22 protein-coding genes are annotated in these 21,772 nt (G+C 73.5%); 6 read left to right on the plus strand and 16 right to left on the minus strand.

What is annotated here, in order from left to right:
- Window positions 1-157 precede the first annotated feature (157 nt).
- Genes menC through ACFYY6_RS06620 form a run of 8 tightly spaced genes read right to left on the minus strand, consistent with a single transcriptional unit; the run spans window position 158 to window position 9,752 of the window.
- Entirely contained in the window at window positions 158-1,264 is a 1,107-nt protein-coding gene (gene menC / locus ACFYY6_RS06585; protein ID WP_386608488.1) for an o-succinylbenzoate synthase, read from the minus strand.
- Window positions 1,261-2,118, minus strand: a complete 858-nt coding sequence (locus ACFYY6_RS06590; protein WP_351521535.1) for a GNAT family N-acetyltransferase — start codon at window positions 2,116-2,118, stop codon at window positions 1,261-1,263. The genes menC and ACFYY6_RS06590 overlap by 4 nt, the downstream gene beginning before the upstream one ends.
- Window positions 2,115-3,269: a M20/M25/M40 family metallo-hydrolase gene (locus ACFYY6_RS06595; RefSeq protein ID WP_351521536.1), complete on the minus strand. Its 1,155-nt coding sequence runs from the start codon at window positions 3,267-3,269 to the stop codon at window positions 2,115-2,117. The genes ACFYY6_RS06590 and ACFYY6_RS06595 overlap by 4 nt, the downstream gene beginning before the upstream one ends.
- 1 nt (window position 3,270) lies before the next feature.
- Window positions 3,271-4,749 carry a serine hydrolase domain-containing protein gene (locus ACFYY6_RS06600; protein WP_389191930.1) on the minus strand — a complete coding sequence of 493 codons (1,479 nt, stop codon included), beginning with the start codon at window positions 4,747-4,749 and terminating at the stop codon, window positions 3,271-3,273.
- Window positions 4,722-6,647, minus strand: a complete 1,926-nt coding sequence (locus ACFYY6_RS06605; protein ID WP_351521539.1) for a S9 family peptidase — start codon at window positions 6,645-6,647, stop codon at window positions 4,722-4,724. The genes ACFYY6_RS06600 and ACFYY6_RS06605 overlap by 28 nt, the downstream gene beginning before the upstream one ends.
- Window positions 6,644-7,417 (minus strand): ABC transporter ATP-binding protein, encoded by a 774-nt coding sequence (locus tag ACFYY6_RS06610; RefSeq protein ID WP_389191933.1) that lies wholly within the window; start codon window positions 7,415-7,417, stop codon window positions 6,644-6,646. The genes ACFYY6_RS06605 and ACFYY6_RS06610 overlap by 4 nt, the downstream gene beginning before the upstream one ends.
- Complete coding sequence (locus tag ACFYY6_RS06615; RefSeq protein ID WP_389191936.1) at window positions 7,414-8,148, minus strand: ABC transporter permease; 735 nt, start codon at window positions 8,146-8,148, stop codon at window positions 7,414-7,416. Before ACFYY6_RS06615 ends, ACFYY6_RS06610 begins: the two co-directional genes overlap by 4 nt.
- Window positions 8,145-9,752 (minus strand): ABC transporter substrate-binding protein, encoded by a 1,608-nt coding sequence (locus tag ACFYY6_RS06620; protein WP_389191939.1) that lies wholly within the window; start codon window positions 9,750-9,752, stop codon window positions 8,145-8,147. Before ACFYY6_RS06620 ends, ACFYY6_RS06615 begins: the two co-directional genes overlap by 4 nt.
- Window positions 9,753-10,183: 431 nt before the next feature.
- On the opposite strand from ACFYY6_RS06620, the gene ACFYY6_RS06625 reads away from it, so the two are divergent.
- Together ACFYY6_RS06625 and ACFYY6_RS06630 are read left to right on the plus strand one after the other, a co-directional pair.
- A complete protein-coding gene (locus ACFYY6_RS06625) occupies window positions 10,184-10,750 on the plus strand; it encodes a DUF4291 domain-containing protein (protein WP_351521545.1) in 567 nt (188 codons plus the stop codon).
- A 196-nt stretch (window positions 10,751-10,946) separates the two neighbouring features.
- Complete coding sequence (locus ACFYY6_RS06630; protein WP_351521546.1) at window positions 10,947-11,753, plus strand: SAM-dependent methyltransferase; 807 nt, start codon at window positions 10,947-10,949, stop codon at window positions 11,751-11,753.
- Window positions 11,754-11,867: 114 nt separating this feature from the next.
- Here ACFYY6_RS06630 and ACFYY6_RS06635 read toward each other — a convergent pair whose 3' ends face one another.
- The 5 genes from ACFYY6_RS06635 to ACFYY6_RS06655 form a co-directional block, all read right to left on the minus strand.
- Window positions 11,868-12,377 (minus strand): DUF664 domain-containing protein, encoded by a 510-nt coding sequence (locus ACFYY6_RS06635; protein ID WP_351521548.1) that lies wholly within the window; start codon window positions 12,375-12,377, stop codon window positions 11,868-11,870.
- A 131-nt stretch (window positions 12,378-12,508) separates the two neighbouring features.
- Window positions 12,509-13,543: an MsnO8 family LLM class oxidoreductase gene (locus ACFYY6_RS06640; RefSeq protein WP_351632136.1), complete on the minus strand. Its 1,035-nt coding sequence runs from the start codon at window positions 13,541-13,543 to the stop codon at window positions 12,509-12,511.
- 239 nt (window positions 13,544-13,782) lie between these two features.
- Complete coding sequence (locus ACFYY6_RS06645) at window positions 13,783-13,974, minus strand: DUF6381 family protein (RefSeq protein ID WP_351521550.1); 192 nt, start codon at window positions 13,972-13,974, stop codon at window positions 13,783-13,785.
- Between the two features lie 86 nt (window positions 13,975-14,060).
- The gene (locus ACFYY6_RS06650; RefSeq protein ID WP_351632133.1) at window positions 14,061-14,735 is read right to left on the minus strand and encodes a response regulator transcription factor; all 675 of its coding nucleotides are present in this window, start codon (window positions 14,733-14,735) and stop codon (window positions 14,061-14,063) included.
- 5 nt (window positions 14,736-14,740) lie between these two features.
- Window positions 14,741-15,943 carry a sensor histidine kinase gene (locus ACFYY6_RS06655; protein ID WP_389191942.1) on the minus strand — a complete coding sequence of 401 codons (1,203 nt, stop codon included), beginning with the start codon at window positions 15,941-15,943 and terminating at the stop codon, window positions 14,741-14,743.
- 165 nt (window positions 15,944-16,108) lie between these two features.
- Here ACFYY6_RS06655 and ACFYY6_RS06660 point away from each other — a divergent pair, with 165 nt between their 5' ends.
- A complete protein-coding gene (locus ACFYY6_RS06660) occupies window positions 16,109-16,903 on the plus strand; it encodes a class I SAM-dependent methyltransferase (RefSeq protein WP_389191945.1) in 795 nt (264 codons plus the stop codon).
- 3 nt (window positions 16,904-16,906) lie between these two features.
- Here ACFYY6_RS06660 and ACFYY6_RS06665 read toward each other — a convergent pair whose 3' ends face one another.
- Window positions 16,907-17,383: a hypothetical protein gene (locus tag ACFYY6_RS06665; RefSeq protein ID WP_351521557.1), complete on the minus strand. Its 477-nt coding sequence runs from the start codon at window positions 17,381-17,383 to the stop codon at window positions 16,907-16,909.
- 398 nt (window positions 17,384-17,781) lie between these two features.
- Here ACFYY6_RS06665 and ACFYY6_RS06670 point away from each other — a divergent pair, with 398 nt between their 5' ends.
- The 3 genes from ACFYY6_RS06670 (at window position 17,782) to ACFYY6_RS06680 (ending at window position 20,633) form a co-directional block, all read left to right on the plus strand.
- Window positions 17,782-18,105: a hypothetical protein gene (locus ACFYY6_RS06670; protein WP_351521558.1), complete on the plus strand. Its 324-nt coding sequence runs from the start codon at window positions 17,782-17,784 to the stop codon at window positions 18,103-18,105.
- 420 nt (window positions 18,106-18,525) lie between these two features.
- Entirely contained in the window at window positions 18,526-19,584 is a 1,059-nt protein-coding gene (locus tag ACFYY6_RS06675; protein ID WP_351521560.1) for a tetratricopeptide repeat protein, read from the plus strand.
- Complete coding sequence (locus tag ACFYY6_RS06680) at window positions 19,581-20,633, plus strand: polyprenyl synthetase family protein (RefSeq protein WP_389191948.1); 1,053 nt, start codon at window positions 19,581-19,583, stop codon at window positions 20,631-20,633. The genes ACFYY6_RS06675 and ACFYY6_RS06680 overlap by 4 nt, the downstream gene beginning before the upstream one ends.
- 149 nt (window positions 20,634-20,782) lie before the next feature.
- Here ACFYY6_RS06680 and ACFYY6_RS06685 read toward each other — a convergent pair whose 3' ends face one another.
- Window positions 20,783-21,475 (minus strand): RraA family protein, encoded by a 693-nt coding sequence (locus ACFYY6_RS06685; RefSeq protein ID WP_351521563.1) that lies wholly within the window; start codon window positions 21,473-21,475, stop codon window positions 20,783-20,785.
- A 94-nt stretch (window positions 21,476-21,569) separates the two neighbouring features.
- Window positions 21,570-21,725 carry a DUF6131 family protein gene (locus ACFYY6_RS06690; protein ID WP_351521565.1) on the minus strand — a complete coding sequence of 52 codons (156 nt, stop codon included), beginning with the start codon at window positions 21,723-21,725 and terminating at the stop codon, window positions 21,570-21,572.
- Window positions 21,726-21,772: the final 47 nt, after the last annotated feature.

A 21,772-nucleotide genomic window follows, 5' to 3' on the forward strand; every position in this document is an offset into this window, starting at 1 on the left:
ACGGCCGAGGGCGGCTCCCCCGCCCGCCCGGTCACCGGGCCCGCCCGCGGGCCGCGCGGGCGGGACGCCGCCTCGGGCGCGCGGTCGCCGCCGGTCACGGCGCCCCGGCGGAGTCCGGGGCAGCGGGGCGCCCGGCGGGGGCCGGGTCGCGGGGCGGTCATCGGCTGATCCATTCCGTCGATTCGGTCACCTCGGCCAGCCGCTCGGGGATCGGGGAGAGGCCGAGCCCGGGTGCGCGGGGCACGTCGAGACGGCCGTCCCTCAGTACGAACGGTTCGGTGATGTCGGTGCGGTAGTACCGGTCGGAGGCGGAGGTGTCGCCGGGCAGGGTGAAGCCGGGCAGAGCGGCGAGGGCGACGTTGGCGGCCCGCCCCAGGCCGGTCTCCAGCATGCCGCCGCACCACACCGGGACACCGTGCGCGGCGCACACGTCGTGGATCCGCCGGGCCTCCAGGTAGCCGCCGACCCGACCCGGCTTGATGTTGACGACCGAACAGGCGCCCATGGCGATGGCGTCGGCCGCCGAGCGGGCGGACACGATGGACTCGTCCAGACAGATGGGGGTGCGCACCCGGGCGGCGAGGGTGGCGTGGCCGCGTACGTCCTCCTCGTCCAGGGGCTGTTCGATGAGCAGCAGTCCGTACGGGTCGAGCCGGGCCAGTTGCCCGGCGTCGGCGAGCGTGTACGCGGTGTTGGCATCCACCTGGAGGAGCACGTCGTCGCCGAAGCGTTCCCGGACCGCGCGCACGGGCTCCACGTCCCAGCCGGGTTCGATCTTCAGCTTGATCCGGAGATAGCCCTCGGCCAGGTAGCCGTCGACGGCGTCGAGCAGGGCGGGGATCGAGTCCATGATCCCGACCGACACCCCGGCGGGCACCCGGTCCGCGGTCGCGCCCAGCCACTGGCCCATGGACAGGCCGTGGGCCCGCAGCCAGGCGTCCAGCACCGCGGTCTCCAGCGCGGACTTGGCCATCCGGTGGCCCTTGAACGGGGCCAGTGCCGGGGCGACGGCCCAGGGGTCGAGGTCCGGCAGGGCGGCGAGCGCCGGCACGAGATGACCGCGCAGCACGTCCGCCGCGCCCGCCGTGTATTCCGAGGAGTAGAGCGGATCTGCCATCGTGACGCATTCGCCGTAACCCTCGTGGTGCTCGGTCTCGATCCTGACCAGCAGGATCTCCCGGGTGTCCATGGTGGCGAACGAGGTCCGGAACGGTGCAACCAGCGGCATCGCGATCCGGCGCAGTTCCACACCGACGAGCTTCATCCCTGCTTCTCCTGACGTCTGTCGATCACGTACCAGCCGTCCCGGGTGAATCCGGTGACGGAGTGTCCCTGGGCCATCAGGCCGCCGAGCACCTCGCGCAGCGCGTACCGCCACTCGCGGGCCAGCGACGGGGCGGTGCGGCGCAGCTCCTCGGCCTCGGTGGGGATCCGGGCCAGGACGGTGCCGCCGTCCAGGCGCCCGACGGCGGGACGGCCGTCGGGTTCGGCGTCCAGGCCGACGACCACGTGCTCGCCCGTGTCGTCGGCGGTGACGCGGTGGGAGGCGCCGGCGGCGGCGGCCACGGCGCGGTCGCCGGCCAGTTCCCAGTGGACCATCAGTCGGTCCGTCTCGGTCCCGGCGTTCACCTCGTCCTGCATCGCCCCGTAGAAGTCGGCGAGGTACTCGCTGGGCGCGGCACCCAGTTTGGACAGGTTGAAATAGGCGTTGCGGCTGATCAACGGATCGAAGGTCCAGGTGATCGTGGTGATGCCGCGGGCCAGGGCCCAGGCCCGTTGGTGGAGTTTGACGGCGAAGCCGATGTTGCGGCCCCGGGCGGCGCCGTCCACCCCGGCGATGTGCGAGTGCAGTCCGGCGGTGGCCAGGAAGCCGAGGCAGAACCCGATCATGCGGCCGTCGCGGTGGACGCCGACGACATAGCTGCCGGAGTGGGCGAAGACCCGGAGCAGTTCCGGGGTGATCAGCGGTTTTCCGGGCACCGGCCGCCAGACCCGGTCGAGTACCCGGCAGGCCTCCCGCATCTCGTCGAGCCCGTGCAGTTCGGAGAGGGTCACGCCGGCCCGCCGTGCGGCCAGGCCGGCTGCGGCGGCCGCCTCGGCCGCCCGGGTCCCGCTCACGGTCCCACCCGGTCCGGGGCGCCCGGCGGCTCGCGCAGGAGCGAGGCCACCAGTGAGGACACCAGGGCGGCGCGGCGGGGGAGTTCGGCGACGAGGACGTGTTCGTCGTCGGCATGCGCCCCGCCGCCCACGGCGCCCAGGCCGTCCAGCGTGGGCGCGCCCGCACCGGCGGTGATGTTGCCGTCCGAGGCGCCTCCGACAGCGACCCCGCGCAGCGGGCCGAGCCCCAGCTCCGCGTAGTGCGCCCCGGCGCGTTCGAACAGCTCCGCCGACGAGCTCGGTTGCAGCGGGGGCCGGTCGGGACCGCCGGACAAGGTGAGCGCGGCGCCCGCGAGCGCCGGTGCGAGGGCGTGGACGGCTCGGTCGACCCGGTCCTGCTCGGCGGCCGTCGCGACGCGTACGTCGACCAGCAGCCGGGCCGCGTCGGGCACGGTGTTGCGGGTGGTGCCCGAGGTGGCGACGGTCGGTGTCACGGTGGTGCCGGTCGCCGGGTCGGCGAGCGCGGACAACGCGAGGACCTGGTGGGCGAGTTCGATGGTGGTGTTGACGCCCCGGTGGGGTTCCAGACCGGCGTGCGCGGCGCGTCCGGCGATGCCCAGTTCGTAGCTGGACACGCCCTTGCGCGCCGTCTTCAGCGCGCCCTGCTCGCTCGCCTCCAGGACGAGCACGGCCCGGGTACGGCGCGCCTCGGCCTCGATCAGGGCGCGGGAGGTGGGGGCGCCGATCTCCTCGTCGCCGGTGAGCAGCACCGACACTCCGTCCAGGTCGTCGAGGACGGACAGGGCGTGGAACAGCTGCGCCACGCCCGCCTTCATGTCGAAGCAGCCGGGGCCGGTCAGCCGCCCGCCCGCCACCTCGAAGGGGTGCCGGGCCAGGGAGCCCACCGGCCAGACCGTGTCGAAGTGGCCGAGCAGCAGCACCCGGTCGCCGGAGCCGAAGCGCCAGCGCAGGGCGGGCCGCCCCGAGCCGTCCAGCCACTCGGGCGGGGTCGCGGTGAGCCGGGTGCCGAGAGCGGCGACGGCCCGGGCGCAGTCGGTGACGGCGGACACGTCCGCGCTGGGCGACTCGGTGCGGACCAGTGCGCCGATGTCGGCCAGCAGGTCCGGCAGCCCGGACTCCAGCGCCTCCAGTGCGGTGGCGATCGCGGTCATGTCAGCCCACCTTGGGCGTGGCGCGGGCGCCGTGGTGGATGTAGCGGGTGCCGTCGGCGAGGGCGTAGAACACGACCGGGAACCACGTCTTGAGCCCGGGCCGCCGCACCACGAAGAGGCCCGGCTCGACCGGGCGCAGCTCGTACTCGCGCTCCGTCTCGTCGACGAGTTCGGCCAGCGGTCCGGTGATCCGGTCGCACATGACCAGGCCGCCGTCCCGTTCCACGATCTCCAGCCTGCTGGAGAGCCGCTCGTACACGCCCACGTAGTCGGCGGGGTCCACCGCCACCGGTCCCGCGGCCGGCTCGATCCCGGGGCGCATCGTGACACCGGCGAGGTCGCGCGCGATCTCGGCGAACACGTCGCGGTAGAGGCTTCCGGTGTCACCGCCGTTGGTGAGCAGGCAGATCGCCAGGTCGGCCTCGGGGAGCACCCGGAGGAAGGCGCTCTGCCCGATGGTCCCGCCGTCGTGTCCGTGGACCCGGTGGCCGTCCCAGGTGTCGAGGAACCAGCCGAGACCCCAGGAGTGGGCCAGGACGTACGGGTCGGGGAGCTCGACCTGCGGGGTCTGCATGGCGGCGACGCTCTCGGCCGAGAGGATCCTGGTGCCGTCCTCGGTGACGCCGTTGTCCCTGTGCAGCCGGGCGAACTTCAGCACCTCGCGCGGCGTCGAGCAGATCAGCCCGGCCGGTCCCGCCGAGCGCATCAGTCCCCACCGCGGGGCCTGGGCGGGAGGGTCGCCCAGGTGTCCGATGGCGGCGCGGAAGCGCAGCACGTCCTCCGGCAGGGTCACGGTGTGCGTCAGGCCGAGCGGACTGTACAGGCGTTCACGCATGAGCCGGTCCCACTGCACACCGGTGACGACTTCCAGCACCCGGCCGAGCAGGGTGAAACCGGCGTTGCAATACGACATGGTGGCGCCGAGGGGGTGATTGGGAGCGGTCTCGGCCAGCAGGGCGGCGAACTTCTCCAGGCAGTCGTCGCCCCGGCCGGTGTCGGTGAAGAGGTCGCCGTCGATTCCACTGGTGTGGGTCATGAGATGACGCACCGTCACCCCCTGGGTCAGCTCCTCGTCGGCGAGCCGCAGCTCGGGGAGGACGGAGACGAGCGGGGCGTCCAGTTCGAGCAGTCCCTCGTCGACCAGGGACATGGCCACGGTGGTGGTCCACACCTTGGAGATCGAGCCGATCTGGAACAGCGTGTCGGTGGTCGCCCCGATCCCGGCCTCGGTGTTGGCCAGGCCGACGGCGGCCTCGGCGACCAGTTCGCCGCGGTGCAGGATGCCCAGGCTCGCGCCGGGGACGGAGTGCCGCGCGGCCAGTTCGGCGAGGCGGACGGTCCAGTGGGCGGACAGGTCGGTGGTGGTGTCGGCGGTGTCCGTGGTGTCGGTCATGTTCGGCTCCGATTCCGGTCGGGTGGGGCGGTCGGGGGTGGCGGCGTTGTCGTGCGCGGTCAGCGGTCGGCGTGCGTGGTGACCCATTCGACCAGCCGACGGGAGTAGTCCTCCCGGTGAGAGGGCCGGCCGTCCAGGAGGAACAGATGCGACCCGCCGGGGTACAGGACCATCCGGACCGGGACGTCCCGGGTGCGCAGCGCGTGGAACCATTGCTCGGCCTGGCCTGCCGGGCAGGTGTCGTCGGCCGCGCCGTGCAGGATCAGGGTGGGGGCGCGCACCGCGTCGGCGTGGCTGAGCGGCGAGAGCTCCGTCATCCGTTGCGGGTCGCCGATCTCGTGGCCGGCGATCAGGTGTCCTTCCTCCGAGGTGCCGGCCATGCTCCTCAGGTCGACCAGGACGCCGCCCGGCACGACGGCGGCGAACAGGTCGCTGCGGGCGGAGAGCCAGCAGGTGAGGTATCCGCCGTAGCTGTAGCCGGTGAGCGCGATCCGATCCGGGTCGACGAGGCCCTCGTCGACGAGGGCGGCGACAGGTTGCAGGACGTCCTGTTCGTCCGTCTCGCCCCAGGCGCCGACCGCGGCGGTGTAGAAGTCCTCGCCGTAGCCGTCGCTGCCGCGCACGTTCAGCGTCAGGATCGTCCAGCCCCGCGAGGCCAGTTCCTGGTGGTAGAGGTGGACCGGGTCGGAGTGCGGCGCCCAGGCGTTGTGCGGGCCGCCGTGCACGTCCACCAGCAGCGGGCCGCCGGCGGGCGTCGTCACGGCACGGGTGATCATGCCGTGCACCACGGCGCCGTCCGCGATGGTGAACTCGCGTTCGGTGACCGGGTGGAGGGCGATGTCGGGCAGTGCGCGCGCCATGTGGTCGGTGAGTCGTACGGGCCGGGCGCCGGGTTCTCCGTGCTCCCAGGCGTCCAGGTCGAGCAGGACGATCTCGGCGAAGCTCGACGCGTCGGTGGCCACCACGGCGGCCCGCCCGGCCTTCGGCGCGAGGGAGCAGCCGCCGATCCCGGTTCCGGCCGGGAGCGGGGAGGCGCTGATCCCGTCCGCGCCCGCCCGGTACAGGCGGGTGGCGCCCCGGTCGCGGGCGCAGAACAGGATCGCGTCCTGGTGGAACTGCGGCCGGGCTCCGGGGTATCCGGGGCCGCCGCCCATGACGTTGCGGTCGAGGTCGCCGTCGACCGGCACCGGGGCCGACCCGTCCAGGGGCTGCCGCAGCAGCCGTGCGTGGCCGACGGCGAACGTGTCACGGCCGACGACGAGCAGCGCGGACCCGTCGGGGTACCACTCCACCGGTCCGGCGAGGCCACCGGCCGGGCCGATGCGGCGGGGTTCGCCACCGCCCGCGCCGATCTCCACGACATGGGCGGCCGAGGGGCCGAGCGCGGCGGAGTCCGGCCCGCTCTGCGCCGGATAGGCGAGTCGGGTGCCGTCGGGCGACCAGGCGGGGGTGCCGGCGTTGCGGTCGGCGTCCGTCACCGGTTCGACCTCGCCCGACACCACGTCCACCACGAACAGCCGGGTCCGGACCGATCCGATCAGGCCGGCACCGTCCGCCTTCCAGCCGAGGGCGTCGACGACGACGGGCGCGGTGTCCTCGCGCCGGGTGGCGGGGGCCGAGAAAGCGATCCGTGATCCGTCGGGGCTCCATACCGGGGTGCCCGCTCCGGCCGGGCACCGGTCGGGTGCGGTGAGCGGCGTGGCCTCTCCTCCGTCAATGGGCAGCAGGTGGAGCCGTCCCTCGCGCAGGAACGCCAGTGTCGTCCCGTCCGGGGACCAGCGCGGCGCGGTGTCCGCGGGGCCGTGGGTGAGCCGCCGGGCCGGGCCGCCGTCCGTGCGCACCTCCCACAGGGACCGGACGACGCGGTCGTTCGCGGCGTCCTGGGTGGTCAGGGTGTAGACGACGCGGCTGCCGTCGGGGGACAGCGCGGGATCGCCGGGGATCTCGAAGCGGTACAGGTCGTCGATGGTCAGTGGCCGGGTCATGGCGCCTCCTCGGCGAGGGCAAGGGTCGGTACGCAGGAGATGAGGTCGCGGGTCGTGGGGTGTTCGGGGTCTTCCAGCACCCGCTCGGCGGGGCCGCGTTCGACGAGGCGCCCGCCGTCCATCACGGCGACCTGGTCGGACAGGTGGCGCACGACCGCGAGGTCGTGGGAGATGAAGAACATCGCGAAGCCCAGTTCGCGCTGGAGGCCGCGCAGCAGGTTGAGCACCGCGCCCTGGACGGACACGTCGAGGGCCGAGGTGATCTCGTCCGCGATCAGCACGCCGGGCCGGGCGGCGAGCGCCCTGGCCAGGGCCACCCGCTGGCGCTGGCCGCCGGAGAGCGCGTCCGGGGTCAGTGCGGCCCGCGCCGGGTCGATGCCGACGAGTTCCAGGCAGCGGGCCACCTCCGCGTCGCGTGCGGCACGGCGGGTGCGGGCCGGAGTGCCGCGCGGCCGTTCGGTGCGGGGCAGTGCCTCGGCGACGGAGGCGCCGATGGTCATGCGCGGGTCGAGCGAGGCGTACGGGTTCTGGAACACCAGTTGCACCGGGGCGCGCCCGCGGCGGTGCACGACGTCGTTCCCGTCGACCAGGACCCTGCCCGACCGGACCGGTGCCAGGCCCACGACGGCCTTTCCGAGGGTCGATTTGCCCGATCCGGACCCGCCGACGAGTCCGGTCACCGATCCGTCCGGCACCAGCAGGTCGACGGCCTCCACCGCGGTGGAGCGGCCGTAGCGCACGGTGATGCCGCGCAGTTCGAGCGAGCTCATGGCGCCGTCTCCGATTCTCGGCCGGTGGTGCGGGCGGGGGCGTCGGCGGGCGGTCCGCATGTAGTCCTCCCCGAGCACCCGCAGGGTCTCCACCCGGACGATGCGCGACAGGGTCGCCGCCGGGACGACGGCGAGCGCCAGTATCGGCAGCACGTAGGAGTCCAGGCCGGCGCGGGAGGCCACCGGAAGAGCGGCCACATCACGGCGAACGCGGCGATCAGGCCGACGGCCAGCAGGAATTCGGGTACGGCGCCCAGAAGACCGGTGATGCCGGTGAAAGCGAGCTCGCCCCGTCGTCGGCGGCCGTCCTTGGTCAGCACCGCGGCCGTCATCCCGACCGGGACGGCGATCAGCAGGATCAGCGCGAAGGCGGGCACGGCGATCTGCAGCGTCGCCGGGAGCCGGCCCGCGACGATCTCGGAGACGGGCATCTGGGCGCCGATCGAGTCGCCGAGCCGGCCCTGGAAGAGATGTCCGACGAAGTGGCCGAACTGTTTCGGCAGGGACTCGTCCAGGCCGAGCGAGTGCCTGCGGGCCTCGATGAGCGCCGGGTCGGCGGTGGGGCCGAGGGCCGCCCGGACCGGATCGCCGGGGATCAGGTGGATCACCGCGAACGCCGCGGTGACCAGCGCGGCCAGTGACACCACGAGTCGCCGGGTGCGGCGCAGGACGAATCCGGCCCAGGGGCCGCGGGCCGTCGCGCCGAGCGGGTTCGAGGTGAGCGCGGTCATCGGCCGTCGCCCTGTCGCAGGGTGCTGGGAACGACCCCGCTGCCGTCGACCTCGAAGGTGATGCCCTTGGCGTAGTAGCGGACCGGCCGGGCGACGAACGGGACGATGTCGGCGTTCTTGACGAGGGCGGCTTCGGCCGCTTCCCACAGGGCGCAGCCGTCGGCGCCGGGCCTGGCCGCCGCCAGGGCGGCGAGCCGGTGGTAGTCGGGGTTGGTGAGGGAGCCGAAGTTGTTGCCCTTCGGGGGCGGGGGCCCGTCGTAGAACTGGGTGAGCTGGTCCGGGAGAGTGACTCCGATGGGGGCCCAGGCCAGGTCCCAGTCTCCGCCGGCCAGGGTACCGATGATGCTGGAGGAGCCGATGGGCTTCGCCGTCGCCCTCACCCCGAAGGACGTCCACCGCTGGACGGCGAGTTCGACGGCCGAGGCGACCTGCGGCCCCTGGTTGGTCGGGTAGCTGAGCCCGACGGTGAGCGGCTTTCCGGCCTTGGTCCAGGTGCCGCCGTCCTTCGTCCAGCCCGCCGCGGTGAGCCTGGCGGCGGCCCGCTCGGGGTCGTGGGCGGGCAGGTTCCCGGTGACGGTGTCGCCGGTGCAGGGCGTGGGCACGGTTTCGCCGATGGCGGTGGCGGGCGCGCCCTTGCCTCCGGTGGCGACGTTCCTGAGCTCCTTCAGGTCCAGTACCGAGACCAGGGCCCTGCGCACGGCCGGGTCGGCGCCCGGACGGCCGGCGGCCTGGTTGAACAGCAACTGTCCGAACAGCGCCTCGAAGCTCCGGTTCCTCACCTTCGTGGCGTCCAGCCGGTCCTGGTCGGCGCCGTTGATCACGGCCCCGTGGATCTGACCGGACATCAGGAGGTTGGCGGCGGTGGACTCGTTGGGGACCACCTTGAACACGACCTGGCCGGGGAGGTCCTTCCCGGTGGACCCGCGGGGCCCCCACGTGTACCCGTCCCGTCTGACGTACGTGTAGTGATCGCCGGGGACTGCCTCGGTCAGCCGGTACGGTCCGCTGGCGTTGGTCGCCCTGGCCAGTGCGGCTGGTGCGGCCAGGCTCTTGCGGCACAGCAGCGGCAGCATCCGGGCCATCTCGACGATGAACGGGGCGGGTTTCGTCGTGGTGACGGTGACGGTCCGCTTCGCCCTGTCGGCCTTCGCCGCGGCGGTGACGGGAACGGACAGGCCCAGCATCGGCGACTGGTTCTTCGGGTCGGCGATGTGGTTGTACTCGGCGGCCACGTCGTCCGCGGTGAGCGGCGATCCGTCCTCGCAGCTCACGCCGGGACGGATGGTGAACCGTGCGGAGGTGGCCGTGGCGGACCACTTCTCGGCGACGCCGGGGACCACCGTGCCGTCGGCGGCGACGTGCACGAGCCTGTCGTACGCGAAGGTGTTCATCGACAGTGCGGTGGTGGCCAGCGCCGTGGTGGGGCTGAGGGTGCCGGGGTCGGCGGCGACCGCGAACACCACCGAGGAACCGCCGCCCCCGGAGGCCGGACCACCGCACGCGGCCGCGGTGGCGAGCAGGCCGAGCACCGTGACCGTCGCGGCCGCGGGCCGGGTCTCGCGCGTCCTTCTGCTTCTCGTGTCTGTGCCTGTGGCGCTGACCATGGTCACCTCCGAAGAAGCGGCACCCCGCCGCCGAGTGAGGGAACAGTAGGCAGCGGTGCGTCGGCCGCGAGTGGTCGCACCGCACGAAAAACCGCCTCATCGATGGTGCGCCGCGACGAAGACGAACGCGGGGCCAGGGGGGCGGCTCGGGCCCCGGGGCTCGAACCGGCCCGCGCGGGCCGGGAATAACGACCTCGTCCACGATTGGCAGTGGAGGAAGGAGCGGCGTCTGGAGCCTTCGAAACCAAGGCGGAGGAGGGAGTCGGATGGGGTCTCCCCTGCTCGAAAGCAGCTGAGAGCTCGGGGAAGGAGCGTCGGCAACTGACGACAACGCCGGAGGCGGAGGTCCCAGACGCCGCGACGCCGCTGACAATCGTGGACGAGGTCGTAACCCGTTGCGAGTGGTCGCGACGTCCGGGCAGGATGCGCCGGTGACCCCCCGGTACGAGATACGCGCCCAGTACGACGCCCGCACGATCGTGGTCTACCAGGCGTATTCACCCGCGATCGCCGATCCCTGCCTGCGGGCCGGGCGCTTCGTGCCGCCGTTCTCGTTCCACCGGATGACGTGGATCAAGCCCTCGTTCCTGTGGCTCATGCACCGCAGCAACTGGGCCCGGAAATCGGGGCAGGAACGGATCCTCGCGGTACGGATCACCCGTTCCGGATGGGAGGAGGCGCTGTCCTCGGCGGTACTGACGACGGCCGATCCGGCAGCCGTGGCACAAGCCCCCGTCCACGTGCAGTGGGATCCGGAACGCTCGTTGCGGGGTGCCGCGCTCAATCACTACAGCATCCAGGTCGGCGTCGGACGCGGGCTGATCCGTACCCTCGCCGATGACTGGGTCGTCGGCCTCACCGACATCACCGCCCAGGCGCGCAAAGCCGCGGCGGCGAAGCAGAGCGGGCGGGCGTCGCAGGCCCAGCGGCTGCTGCCGCCGGAACGGATCTATCCGGTTCCGCCCGCCCTCGCGAAGCGGCTGGGCATGGACGGCTGAGCCCCGAACACGGGCCGCTCGGCCCCTCCTCGCGCAAAACCGCGTGATCGGGCGTGGCGGCCCCACAAACGGATTTGATGGGCCGTCAGGGGCTGCCTCCGGTGAAAACACCCGTGCCCCGGGGCGATTCACCGGTCTCCGCGAAGATCCCGCACCAGCTGGGGAACGTCCGTATGGCATATGTGAAGATCTGGCCATGAGTACCTCACCGCAGCCTCCGGCCGACCGGATCCAGACGGACCGGCCCCATTCCGCCCGCGTGTGGAACTACCTTCTGGGCGGCAAGGACAACTACGCCGTCGACCATCGGATGGGCGACATGATCCTGCAGGCGTTCCCGGACTTCGCCGCCATCGCCCGCCTCCAACGAGCCTTCCTCGCCCGCGCGGTGCACTTCCTGACCGCGGAGGCCGGCATACGCCAGTTCCTCGACATCGGCACGGGCCTGCCGACGGCCGACAACACGCACGAGGTGGCCCAGCGGGTGGCCCCCGAGTCCAGGATCGTGTACGTCGACAACGACCCGCTCGTCCTGGCCCATGCGCGCGCCCTGCTCACCAGCACCCCCGAGGGCGCGTGCGCGTACATCGACGCAGATGTCAGGGATGTCGACACGATCCTCGCCGAGGCCGGCGGGACACTGGACTTCACCAAGCCGGTCGGGCTGACCATGCTGGGGATCATGGGGCAACTGCCCGACGAGGACGACCCGTGGACGCTGGTCGAGCGGCTGCTGTCGGCGCTCCCCTCGGGAAGCTATCTGGCCCTCAGCGACGGCACGAACACGAGCGACTCGCTGAACCAGGCCGTCTCCTCGTACAACGCGAACTCGGCGAGTTCGTACCACCTGCGCAGCCCCGAGCGGATCGCCGACTTCTTCCACGGCCTGCGATTGGTGGAGCCGGGCGTGGTGAGGACGTCGGCCTGGCGCCCGGATCCCGCCCGGGGCGGGATGGACGAACTGCAGGGCCACGCGGTGAGCGGCGTCGGCCTCAAGGTGTGAAACCCCCGCTCCCCGGCGCCGTGACGCACGGTGTTTCCACCGCCTCGGTACCGGGGAGTCGCAAGGAGGCCGGACACGCCGCGGGCGTCCCGGCGGGCCGTTTCGGCGACGGCGTCAGCGCCGGGCCAGCGAGCCCCGGATGAAATCCGCCTGTCCCGCGTGCTGCAGGTCGTCCGAGATGACGCTGATCAATCGGACCCCGAGGGTGACCGGTGGCGACCACGCCTCGTCGACGACGCGGTTCAGCGCCCTGCCGTCGAGTCCGCGCACGAACTCCAGGGTTCGTTCGTGCACGGCGTCGTGGTAGCCGAGCAGCAGGTCGGGCGAGGCCACGCGTACGGCGGCCACCTCCGAGGCACTGTGCCCGTATCCGGTGGCGGACTGCTCGAAGGGCAGGTCGAAGCGGGAGGCCCAGTCCTGGGTGAACCAGATCTGCTCGGTACCGGAGGCGTCGGAGATGTGGTCGTCCTGGACACGGGTGAGGTGCCAGACGAGCCAGGCGATCGTGTTCGCCCCGTCGTCGAGCCGGGCATGGAGATCGGCGCGCGACGCGCCCTCGACCGCCGCGTGCACGGTCTCCTGGACGCGGCCGAACGCGTCCGTCAAAAGGTCAGCGCTGTTCATGCCCTCACCATGGCCGCTGCTCCGCGCAGGCCCCGCGATCGACACGCGGCCGGGCGGGGCGCCGACGCCCCGCCCGGCGCGCGGTGACGTGCTCGGTGTTCGCGCGGGGCGCGGGCGTTCCCGCCCGGCGATCAGGGCCGTGATGCGCCGGCTCGCGCGGCCCGGCCGGCCGTCAGCCCCGCGACCCGGGACAGTCGGCGCAACGAGTCCACCAACGCCCCGCGGTCGTAGGTACTGGTGGTGACCAGCACCTCGTCCGCTCCGGTCTCCCCGATGACCGCTTCGAGGGCGGCGGCCACCTGGTCCTCCGTCCCCTGGACATGACCGCGCAGCCCCTTCTCGTAGAGGTCGCGTTCCTTCTCCGTCATGGCCAGGGCCTCGACCCGCCCGGCAGGGGCGAGCGGCGGGAACACGCCGTGGGTGCGGGAGTACGCCAGGGACCACGCCTCCGGCATCAGCAGGCGCCGGGCCTCCTCCGCGCTGCCCGCGAGCGCGATCGTGCCCGACACCACGACGTAGGGTTCGACGGCCCGGGCCGAGGGACGGAACTCCCGGCGGTAGCGCTCGACGGCCCGGAGCAGCTTCTCCCGGTCACGGAGGTCCCCGACGACCAGCGGCAGTCCGGCCGCCGCGGCCACACCGGCCCCCTCGCCGGTGGCCAGTACGAACGCGGGGATGCGCAGGCCCTCGGCGGGACGGGCGTGCACCCCCGGGTGGACGGTCTGCGTGCCGTCCAGCCAGCCGAGGAGTTCGTCGAGCTGCCCGGCGAAGCCCTCCGCCGCCCTCCTGTCCCGGCCCAGCGCCCTGCGGATGCCGTCCGTGAAGCCCACCGAGCGCCCGAGACCCATGTCGATCCGGCCGGGGAAGAGCGACTCCAGCACCCCGAACTGCTCGGCCACCACGAGCGGCCGGTGGTTGGGGAGCATCACTCCGCCCGTTCCGACCCGGATGGTGGACGTCGCCGACGCGACGGCCGCCGCCAGCACCGTCGGCGCCGAACCGGCGACACCCGGCACGCCGTGGTGTTCGGACACCCAGAACCGGTGGTAGCCGAGCGCCTCGGCCTCCTGGGCCAGGCCCACGGAGTCGCGGAGCGCCTCCGGGCCGTCGTGGCCCTCACGCATGCGGGAGCGGTCGAGCACGGAGAAGCGGGTGGCCGCGATCACGGGGTTCACGTCCTTGTACAACGCCGGGCTCCCGCGCGGATTCCCGGCGGCGCCCGGCTCCCGCACCGGTTCCCCGGCCCGTCGCACGGAACCGCGCGGCCCCGAGCGGTGGTGCTCGGGAGCCGCGCGGTGGTACGCCCGCCCCGCCGTCGGACAGCGGCGCGGGCCGTCACGCCATGAGCGTGGGAGCGGTCGTGCCACGGGGTTCGACGGGGCCGTCGGCCCCTGGGGAGAGGCCGTCACTCCATGGGGTAGATGTCCCCGCTCGCCATGCCGCTGACTTGCTCGCTCTCCGCCTCGATCCGGCGGGCCTCGTCCTTCAGGCGTCGGCGTTCCTCGGGATCGGTGGTGCGCTCGGCGGCCTCTTCGAGGTCCTTCGCCTTGGCGCGCAACTCCTTCAACCGGCCACGGTATTCGTCCGACTCGCTCATGATCACTCCTTGGACCTGTGGGGGGAGCCGCCTCCGCCACGGAACCAGGTTTCCCGGGACACCGCACCCCAGGCCATCACTCACCGTCACCAAGTTCGACACGGAGCGTCCTGTGTCAGCCCGGCGTCCCGGGCGGCCAGCGCCGCACGGACGCGGTTTCCCACTCCCAGCGTAGTCAGGATGCGGCTGACATGGGCTTTCACGGTGCTCTCGCTCATGCCCAACCGTCCTGCGATCTCCGCGTTCGTGGCCCCCTCGGCCAGCAGCACCAGCACCTCTCGCTCACGCGGCGTCAGCCGGTCCACTCGTTCCCGTTCCGCTCCGGTCCCCGGGCGGGCGGTGTGCTGGAAGCGATCGATCAGCCGCCGGGCCGCCGCCGGGTGCAGCAGGGCCGATCCCGCCGCCACGACGTGCACGGCCCGCAGGATCTCCGCCGGATCGACGTCCTTGAGCAGAAAGCCGTCGGCCCCCGCCGCCAGCGACTCGTACACGTACGCGTCCAGGTCGAAGGTGGTCAGGGTGATGACGCGCGGCGCGTGGGGCAGTCGGCGCAGCCGCGCGATCGTCTCGATGCCGTCCAGCCTCGGCATGCGTACGTCCATGAGGGCGACGTCCACGCGGTGTGCGGTGGCCTGCGCCACCGCCTGGAGGCCGTCGGCAGCCTGGGCGACGACCTCGATGCCGGGGTCGGTCGCCAGCAGATCGGTGAGTGCCAGCCGGACCAGCGCGTCGTCGTCCACCACCATCGTCCTGATGGGCATCGCGGTCACCGCCCGGCCTCGCTCCGGAACGGGGCGGCCCGTCGCGGCGCCGGGCCCCCGGTGTTCCCCGCCCCGTCCCGCTCCGTGCCCGTGCCCCGGACCGGCAGCCGGGCGATGAGCCGCCACCCGCCGTCCGGCCCCGGACCGTGGTCGAGCCGGCCGTGCAGCCCGGCCACCCGTTCGGCCAGTCCGACCAGGCCGAAGCCCCGGCCCGCCGCCCCGTCGGGGCGGGGCGCAAAGGCGTCCCCGGCCGCGTTGACCAGCTCCACCTCGGTGGCGGGGGCGCCGTAGTGCACCGTCAGCCGGACGGCCGCGCCCGGGGCGTGTTTACGGGCGTTGGTGAGCCCCTCCTGGACGAGACGGTGCACCGCCAGCAGGTGGGTGGCGGGGGCGGTGTCCGGGTCCCCGGTCACGTCCGCCGTCACCTCCTGGCCGCCGGCGCGCACCTCGTCGAGCAGGTCCGACAGATCACGGATCGCCGGCGCGCAGACCGCCCCGCCGCCGGGGCCGTCGCCCGCGCCCTCCTGCGCGCGCAGCACGCCCAGCACGTCCCGCAGGTCGGCGAGTGCCTGGGTCGAGGTGGCACGCAGGAGGGCGATCCGCTCGCCGACCTGCGGCGGCAGGGTATCCGTCCGCAGGGCCAGCACCCCCGTGTGCAGGGCGAGCAGGCTCAGCCGATGGGCCAGGACGTCGTGCATCTCGGCCGCGATCCGGGCCCGCTCCGCCGCCCGGGCCTGCTGGACGCGGAGTTCGACCTGTTCGCTCAGCGAGTCGATCAGCCTCCGGCGGCTGTGCCACCACAGCCCCGCCGTCAGCGCCAGCGTGAACAGCAGCCCGGCCCCGTAGGTCGGGGTGACCCCGCCGCTCAGCGGTGTACCGCAGAGCCACGGCAGCGCTCCCGCCACCGCCCCGGCCGCCACCGCGGCACGCATCCGGCCCTGGGCCGCCAGGTGAAAGACCATCACCGTCATGGGTTCGTACGCGCCCTGCGCGACCAGTGCCACCCCCGCGACACCGAGCACCGGCAGCGGACGGCGCCAGCGCAGCGGCAGGACCAGCGCGGCGAGAACGGCCGCCGCCTGCGCCGTGTACGACGGCGGGGCGTGGAGGCGGGCCATGGCCAGCCCCTGCGCCACCAGCAGCAGCACCACGCCGCACAGCGCCCACTCCGTCCACGCCGGGCCTCGATGAGGGTATTCGCGCTCCACCGGCCGATCGTAGGCAGTCCGGGGCCCCGGCCCCATCGGCCTCGGGTCGCATCCCACCCCCTGCTCGGGTGGGGGTCCGGTACGCCTCATGGAGGACTTTCGTACGGGTGCGCCCCGGCGCAACGGCCGATTGCGGGCCGCCCCGGCACTTCTAGCGTCGCGGTCATGACTTCATGGCCCCGCTTCACCGACACCCGGCTGTTCGCCGCCGAGGCCGTACGCGCCTTCCGCACCACCGGCGCGCTGGCGCCCAGCAGCCGCCGCCTCGCCGCCGCCCTCTGCGCACCGGTGGCCGAGCGGGCCGGACAGCCCCTGGACGTGCTGGAGGTGGGGGCCGGCACCGGGCCCGTCACCCGCTTCCTGCTGCCGCTGCTCGCGCCCGGAAGTTCACTGGACGTGGTGGAGACGAACCCGCGTTTCGCGGCCCTGCTGCGCGAAGTCGTCCACGGGGCGGGGCGGTCCGGCGACACGCGCCGGGTGGCGCGGCCGGACGCGAACCGCCCCGACCGCCGCGGCGACGAGGGCCCGGACCGGGACCAGCACGGCGTCCGGTCCGTCGTGCACGAGACACGCGTCGAGCAGCTGGACACCGGCAGGTCCTACGATGTGATCGTCTCCGGCCTGCCGTTCACCAACTTCGCCCCGGACACGGTCGCCTCCGTGATGGACCGCTACCTGGAAATGCTGCGCCCTCAGGGGGCGTTGACGTACTTCGCCTACCTCGGCACCGCCCCGGCCCGCAGACTCGTCGCGAGCGCCGCGGAAGCCGCCCGGCACCGGGCGGTCGAGACCGTGCTGGCCGGATACCGGCTGCGCGGGACGGTCGCGGGCCGCACGGTGTGGGCCAATGTCCCGCCCGCGAGGGTGTGGCGGCTCGGCCCGGCCCCCCTCCCGACCCCCGCTCCCGACATCGCCCCGCCCCGGGCACGTTCCGCGGGTGCCCGCCCCGGATCCCGCTGACCGTCAGCCCCGGCACCGGCGCCGGCGGCACCTGGAGCGGCGGGGGGCCGTCCGGCGGGGGGCCGTCCGGCGGGCGCCCGCGCCGAGGAGTCCGAGCCCGATGCCCAGCATCCAGGTGTCCTTGGCCAGCGGAATGCCGTTCTGCGTGGGCCGCAGGCTGCCGGGTTCCCGCATTCCGGGCAGCCGGAGGTAGAGGCCGAGCAGCCCTCCGGAGAACCCGGTCAGCGCCAGTCCGGCCAGTCGCGTCGGCACGACCGGGGAGACCAGTGCGCCGCCGATCGCGACCTCCGACCAGGCGAGCATCCGGGTGAATCGCCCGGGGTCGATCCTCCGCAGGAACGGGTAGGCGGCGCAGGCCATGTCGTGCACGGTACGGACGGTCTCCTCGTCCGCCTTCAACTTGCCCAGGCCGGAGTTCAGGAGGAACGCGCCGGTGGCGAGGCGGGGGGCCACATCGCGCAGTTCGATCGCCGTCGTCATGGGAGCCTCCGTCGGTCAGTGGTCCGGCCCCCCGACGAGCTTAGCCAGAACGTGCCGGTGGCGCCTCGCGAGCGCCACCGGACGGAGCCGTACGGGGGGCCGGGGGCCGTAGGGGGTCGCGGGGTCCGTACGGCCCCGTACGCGGGTGGCGGCCGGGACGACGGCCCTCGTGCCAGGGCGACGGCCTCGGCCCCCGCGCGAGGGCCGAAGGACGGTTCCGCCCGCGGGCGGCGGCGCGTCGACGGTGCTGTCCGGCGGCCGTTCGGCCCCCACCCCTTGCCCCGTGCGCACGAGGCCGGGGCCCTTCGCGCGAGCCGTTCGCCGAGGACCACCCGGTCGTGCGAATCACTCGCATCCGCGGCCCGTCGCGGTGCCCGGGGTCCGGTACTTTTGGCCGGATGGCGACGTATTTCCGCAACGAGCAAGCGGCGAGGGAGCAGCCGGCGCTGATGCCCGTGCAGTCCCAGGAGGTGGACGAGGGCTACCGGCTGGTCGATCCGGACGGGGTCCTGACGCCCACGGTGGAACACGTGCAGTGGGTGGACAACCACCCGTCGGGTCCGGACACCCACGTGGTCGTCTCGTTCGAGGACGGTACGGACATCGAGTTCCCGTTCGACGTGCCACTGACCGCCGTCTGGCACGACGAGCGTCGCCCGGTGCGCGGGGCCGACCTCGCCTCCGCCGCCCCCGCCTCCTGGGGCAGGCCGCTCGACCGCTGACGTACGGCCGGGCCGGGCCCGCGCCCGCCGGTTCGCCGCCGGCGCCGCCACCTCGGATGCCGGGGCCGGGCCCCGTCGCGGCACGGCCGCGTGTCCCGGGCCCGGACAGCGGGATCCGTCCCGAACCGGCCATCGGGGCCCGGAAACCCGGATCTCCGGACCGAACCGCCCGCCCGAAGCGATGTCCCAACTCCCGGCCCTCGGCGCGAATCGGCCGGTGTTCGACTTCCGTTGGTCCCGGAGCAACCTCGGGCACCGTCCCACCGTCTTGATCAACAGCAAGGCGGTTCGCCGCAAGAGACACCCTGTCCGAAACCCCCACGAGTGCCCGGGTGCGACCACCAGTCAACTATGCACCGAGTGTATACATGATGTGCATAGAGTCACTGCCCACGTCCCGGACGAGCGCGAAAGGCTTCCATGCACAGCAAGGCACTGGCACCCGAGTACCAGGGCGCCCTCACCAAGATGTCGGTGAACTCCTCACTCACGGACGTACTCGCGGAAGGACTACGGCACTTGAGGGAGGCCGAGCTCACCGGGTCGCAGCAGGAGGTGGCGCGCTGCGGGCTCGCGGTGGCCGAGGCGCACCGCCGGCTCGGAGACGTCGAGGAGGCGGACCGGGCGTGGAAGGCCAGTTACCGGGCGGCCCGTTCGGCGGGCGACCAGGGGGCGATGGCATGGGCGCTGTGGAGCGGCGGGACGCTCGCCCGGCAGCGTGGTGAACTCCGGCTCGCCTTCCGCCTGTTGGAGCTCGCGGCCGACATGGGCGAACGCGGTGGGGACATCGTCGCGCGCGGGTACTCCCTCGCCGGTCTCGCGGAGACGGGGCGGATACAGGGCGACTACCGGACCGTCGCGGCCCTGCACGAACAGTTGCTGGCCGAGGCGCGCGCCCGGGGCGAGGCACGCCACACGGTCTGGGCCCTGGAGGGCATCGCCCAGATCCACCGCAACACCGGTTCGCTGGACAGCGCGCTGGCCATGTTCGAGGAGGCGGCCGAACTGGCCGGGGCCGCGGACGACCGGCGGGGCCGGGCCTGGGCCCTACGCGGCATGGCCGACATCATTTCCCTGCGGGACGATCCGGAGCGTGCCCTGGCCCTGCTCTCGGAAGCCGAACTCACGTGCCGCGAGATGAAGTTGTCCAGCGCCCTGGCGTACAACCACAAGATGCGCGCCAACGTCCTCTTCCGTGCCCGCCGTTACGAGGAGGCGCGCCGGGGCTATGCGCAGGCGCTCGACGAGTTCCGTGCCATGACCGAACCCCGGGGCGAGGCCCTGGCCCGGCTGGGACTGGTCAAGTCGCTCGCCCGGCTCGGCCGCGCCCCGGCCGAGACCGTCGCCGACCTGACCGAACTGCGCCGCACCCTGGACCGGATCGGCCTGCTCAACGCCCGCGAGATGGTGGACAAGGCGTTCGCCGAACTCGGTGTGGCACCGGCCGGTGACGCGGACGAGGAGAGCGGGCGACGATGACCTCTCCGTCCGTGACGCGCGGGCCCACCGCGCCGCAGATCCTCGGCCGCTGCCGCGACCTGGTCCGCCCGGCGCTCGCACGTGCCGTGCGCCAACTGCACCCGTGGCACGCGGAGATGGCCGCCTACTCCTTCGGCTGGGACACGGTGGACGGCGGCCCACCGCCGGGTTCGCAGGGCAAGGGGGTCCGTCAGGCCCTCGCCCTGCTCGCCGCCGAGGCCGCGGGCGCGCCCGCGGAGGAGGCCGTGGTCGGTGCGGTCGCCGTCGAACTGATCCATGTCTTCTCGCTCCTCCACGACGACATCATGGACGGCGACGAGACCCGCAGACGGCGCGCCACTGTCTGGAAGGCATACGGGACGGGACCGGCGATCCTCGCGGGGGACGCGCTGTTCGCGCTGGCCGTACGGACGCTGGCCGAGGCTCCCGGCCCGCACGGCGCGGCAGCGGTGCGGCATCTCGCCGCGACGCTGGCCGACCTGGTACGCGGCCAGGCCGAGGACCTGCTCTTCGAGTCCCGGCCCTGGAACGGGCCGGGGGCGGTGCGACCGCGGGAGTACCGGTGGATGGCCGAGCACAAGACCGGTGCGCTGCTCGGTTGCGCGGCGGGGGTGGGCGGTGTCCTCGCGGGTGCGCCGTCCGCGACCGTCGACGCCCTCGCCGACGCCGGACGGCACCTCGGGGTCGCGTTCCAGGCCGTGGACGACCTTCTCGGCATCTGGGGTGATCCGGAGGTCACGGGCAAGCCCGTCCACAGCGACCTGCGCCGGCTGAAGAAGACGTACCCCGTCCTCGCCGCCCTCGCGTCGGACCGTCCGGCCGCCGGGCGTCTGGCGGTTCTCCTGGGCACCGGGGACCCGCTCGACGCCCGGGCCGCACGGCGGGCCGCCGGTCTCGTCGAGGAGGCCGGCGGTCGGGAGGCGACGCTGGCCGAGGCCCACCGGCACCTGGAGGGCGCGCGCCGCAGCCTGAAGAGCGTTCCCCTGGCACCGGGCGCGCTCGACGAGATCCTCACGCTGCTCCCGTTCCTCGTCGAACGCGCCGTGTGAATCCGCTGCGGACGCCCGGCGGGAGGCCCGCTGCGGCTCTCCGCGCCCGCGCCCGGAACCGGGTCCCGGGCCGTGCCGGGGCGGTCGCCGGCTCGGGGCGGGCCGGTCCCCCGCACCCCGGACGGACCGGCCCCCGACCGGTCCGGGGGTCACTCCTCGACGGCGCCGCCGATCCGGCGAAGGTGCTGACGGAAGGTGTACGAAGGGTCGGCCGACCGCCGGGCCAGGTAGTCCTCGAAGGAGGTCTGCCGGCGCAGCGTCTCGCCCGCCCTGATCCTGACCGCCTGGTCTCGTTCGGTGCGCCGGATCGCGCGGGCGGCCGACAGCACTTCATCGGCGCTCGCGGCCGGGACGAACAGCACCCCGTCCTCGTCGCCCAGGACGATGTCCTCACGGCTCACCGTGTGCGGGCCGAACCGGGCCGTGGTGAGGGCCCCCGGCTCCCGCTCGTCCAGCCGGACCGGGCCGCAGGGATGGCTGCCGTAGCTGAACACGGGGACGCCGATCCGCGCCAGTTCCGGGGTGTCCCGGTGCAGTCCCCACACCACCAGGGCCGCCACCTCGGCCGCCTCGGCCTCAAGGACCGTCAGGTCGCCGACGCACGCCTCGTCCGTCCGGCCGCCGTTGTCGACGACCAGCACATCGCCCCGTTCCGCCGCACCGAACGCCTCCAGGAAGACGTCCACACTGCCGTGGTGCCGCGCCGGCAGGGCCCGGCCCGCGATGCGGTGCCCCGGCGTCACCGCACCGATGCCCGCCGGTGCGGCACGCAGCGGGACTCCGGTACGGAGGCACGCGTCGGCCACCAGCGGCGTGGACAGGTCGTCAAACACCCTCAGCATCACGGTCTCCCTGGCAGCGTGCCGCCGTCGTCCGCTCCACGGCGGGCGACGACAGCGGGGTCAGGGCGCGATGCTACTGGGAGCGGACCGGGTCCTACCAGTAGTGCCGCCGCCCGCCCACGGCATGCCCCACGGCGCCCAGGACCCAGAGGACGAGTCCGATCACGGCCAGCACGATGCCGATGGTCCACAGAATCGAGATGCCCGTCACCAGGCCGAGGATCAGCAGAATGACACCAAGGACGATCATGGAGTCCTCCAATCACGCATCTCACTCCAGTATGCGCCGGACACCAC

The sequence above is a fragment of the Streptomyces sp. NPDC001750 genome (assembly GCF_042892615.1).
In the GTDB taxonomy this organism is placed as follows: Bacteria; Actinomycetota; Actinomycetes; order Streptomycetales; family Streptomycetaceae; genus Streptomyces.

Coding starts and splice junctions, on each gene's coding strand:
- menC (WP_386608488.1), bottom strand. CDS start 1,264: ATGAAGCTCGTCGGTGTGGAACTGCGCCGGATCGCGATGCCGCTGGTT.
- ACFYY6_RS06635 (WP_351521548.1), bottom strand. CDS start 12,377: ATGAACAGCGCTGACCTTTTGACGGACGCGTTCGGCCGCGTCCAGGAG.
- ACFYY6_RS06680 (WP_389191948.1), top strand. CDS start 19,581: ATGACCTCTCCGTCCGTGACGCGCGGGCCCACCGCGCCGCAGATCCTC.
- ACFYY6_RS06690 (WP_351521565.1), bottom strand. CDS start 21,725: ATGATCGTCCTTGGTGTCATTCTGCTGATCCTCGGCCTGGTGACGGGC.
- ACFYY6_RS06610 (WP_389191933.1), bottom strand. CDS start 7,417: ATGAGCTCGCTCGAACTGCGCGGCATCACCGTGCGCTACGGCCGCTCC.
- ACFYY6_RS06605 (WP_351521539.1), bottom strand. CDS start 6,647: ATGACCCGGCCACTGACCATCGACGACCTGTACCGCTTCGAGATCCCC.
- ACFYY6_RS06665 (WP_351521557.1), bottom strand. CDS start 17,383: ATGACGACGGCGATCGAACTGCGCGATGTGGCCCCCCGCCTCGCCACC.
- ACFYY6_RS06670 (WP_351521558.1), top strand. CDS start 17,782: ATGGCGACGTATTTCCGCAACGAGCAAGCGGCGAGGGAGCAGCCGGCG.
- ACFYY6_RS06615 (WP_389191936.1), bottom strand. CDS start 8,148: ATGACCGCGCTCACCTCGAACCCGCTCGGCGCGACGGCCCGCGGCCCC.
- ACFYY6_RS06650 (WP_351632133.1), bottom strand. CDS start 14,735: ATGCCCATCAGGACGATGGTGGTGGACGACGACGCGCTGGTCCGGCTG.
- ACFYY6_RS06685 (WP_351521563.1), bottom strand. CDS start 21,475: ATGCTGAGGGTGTTTGACGACCTGTCCACGCCGCTGGTGGCCGACGCG.
- ACFYY6_RS06630 (WP_351521546.1), top strand. CDS start 10,947: ATGAGTACCTCACCGCAGCCTCCGGCCGACCGGATCCAGACGGACCGG.
- ACFYY6_RS06675 (WP_351521560.1), top strand. CDS start 18,526: ATGCACAGCAAGGCACTGGCACCCGAGTACCAGGGCGCCCTCACCAAG.
- ACFYY6_RS06645 (WP_351521550.1), bottom strand. CDS start 13,974: ATGAGCGAGTCGGACGAATACCGTGGCCGGTTGAAGGAGTTGCGCGCC.
- ACFYY6_RS06620 (WP_389191939.1), bottom strand. CDS start 9,752: ATGGTCAGCGCCACAGGCACAGACACGAGAAGCAGAAGGACGCGCGAG.
- ACFYY6_RS06660 (WP_389191945.1), top strand. CDS start 16,109: ATGACTTCATGGCCCCGCTTCACCGACACCCGGCTGTTCGCCGCCGAG.
- ACFYY6_RS06595 (WP_351521536.1), bottom strand. CDS start 3,269: ATGACCGCGATCGCCACCGCACTGGAGGCGCTGGAGTCCGGGCTGCCG.
- ACFYY6_RS06600 (WP_389191930.1), bottom strand. CDS start 4,749: ATGGGTCACCACGCACGCCGACCGCTGACCGCGCACGACAACGCCGCC.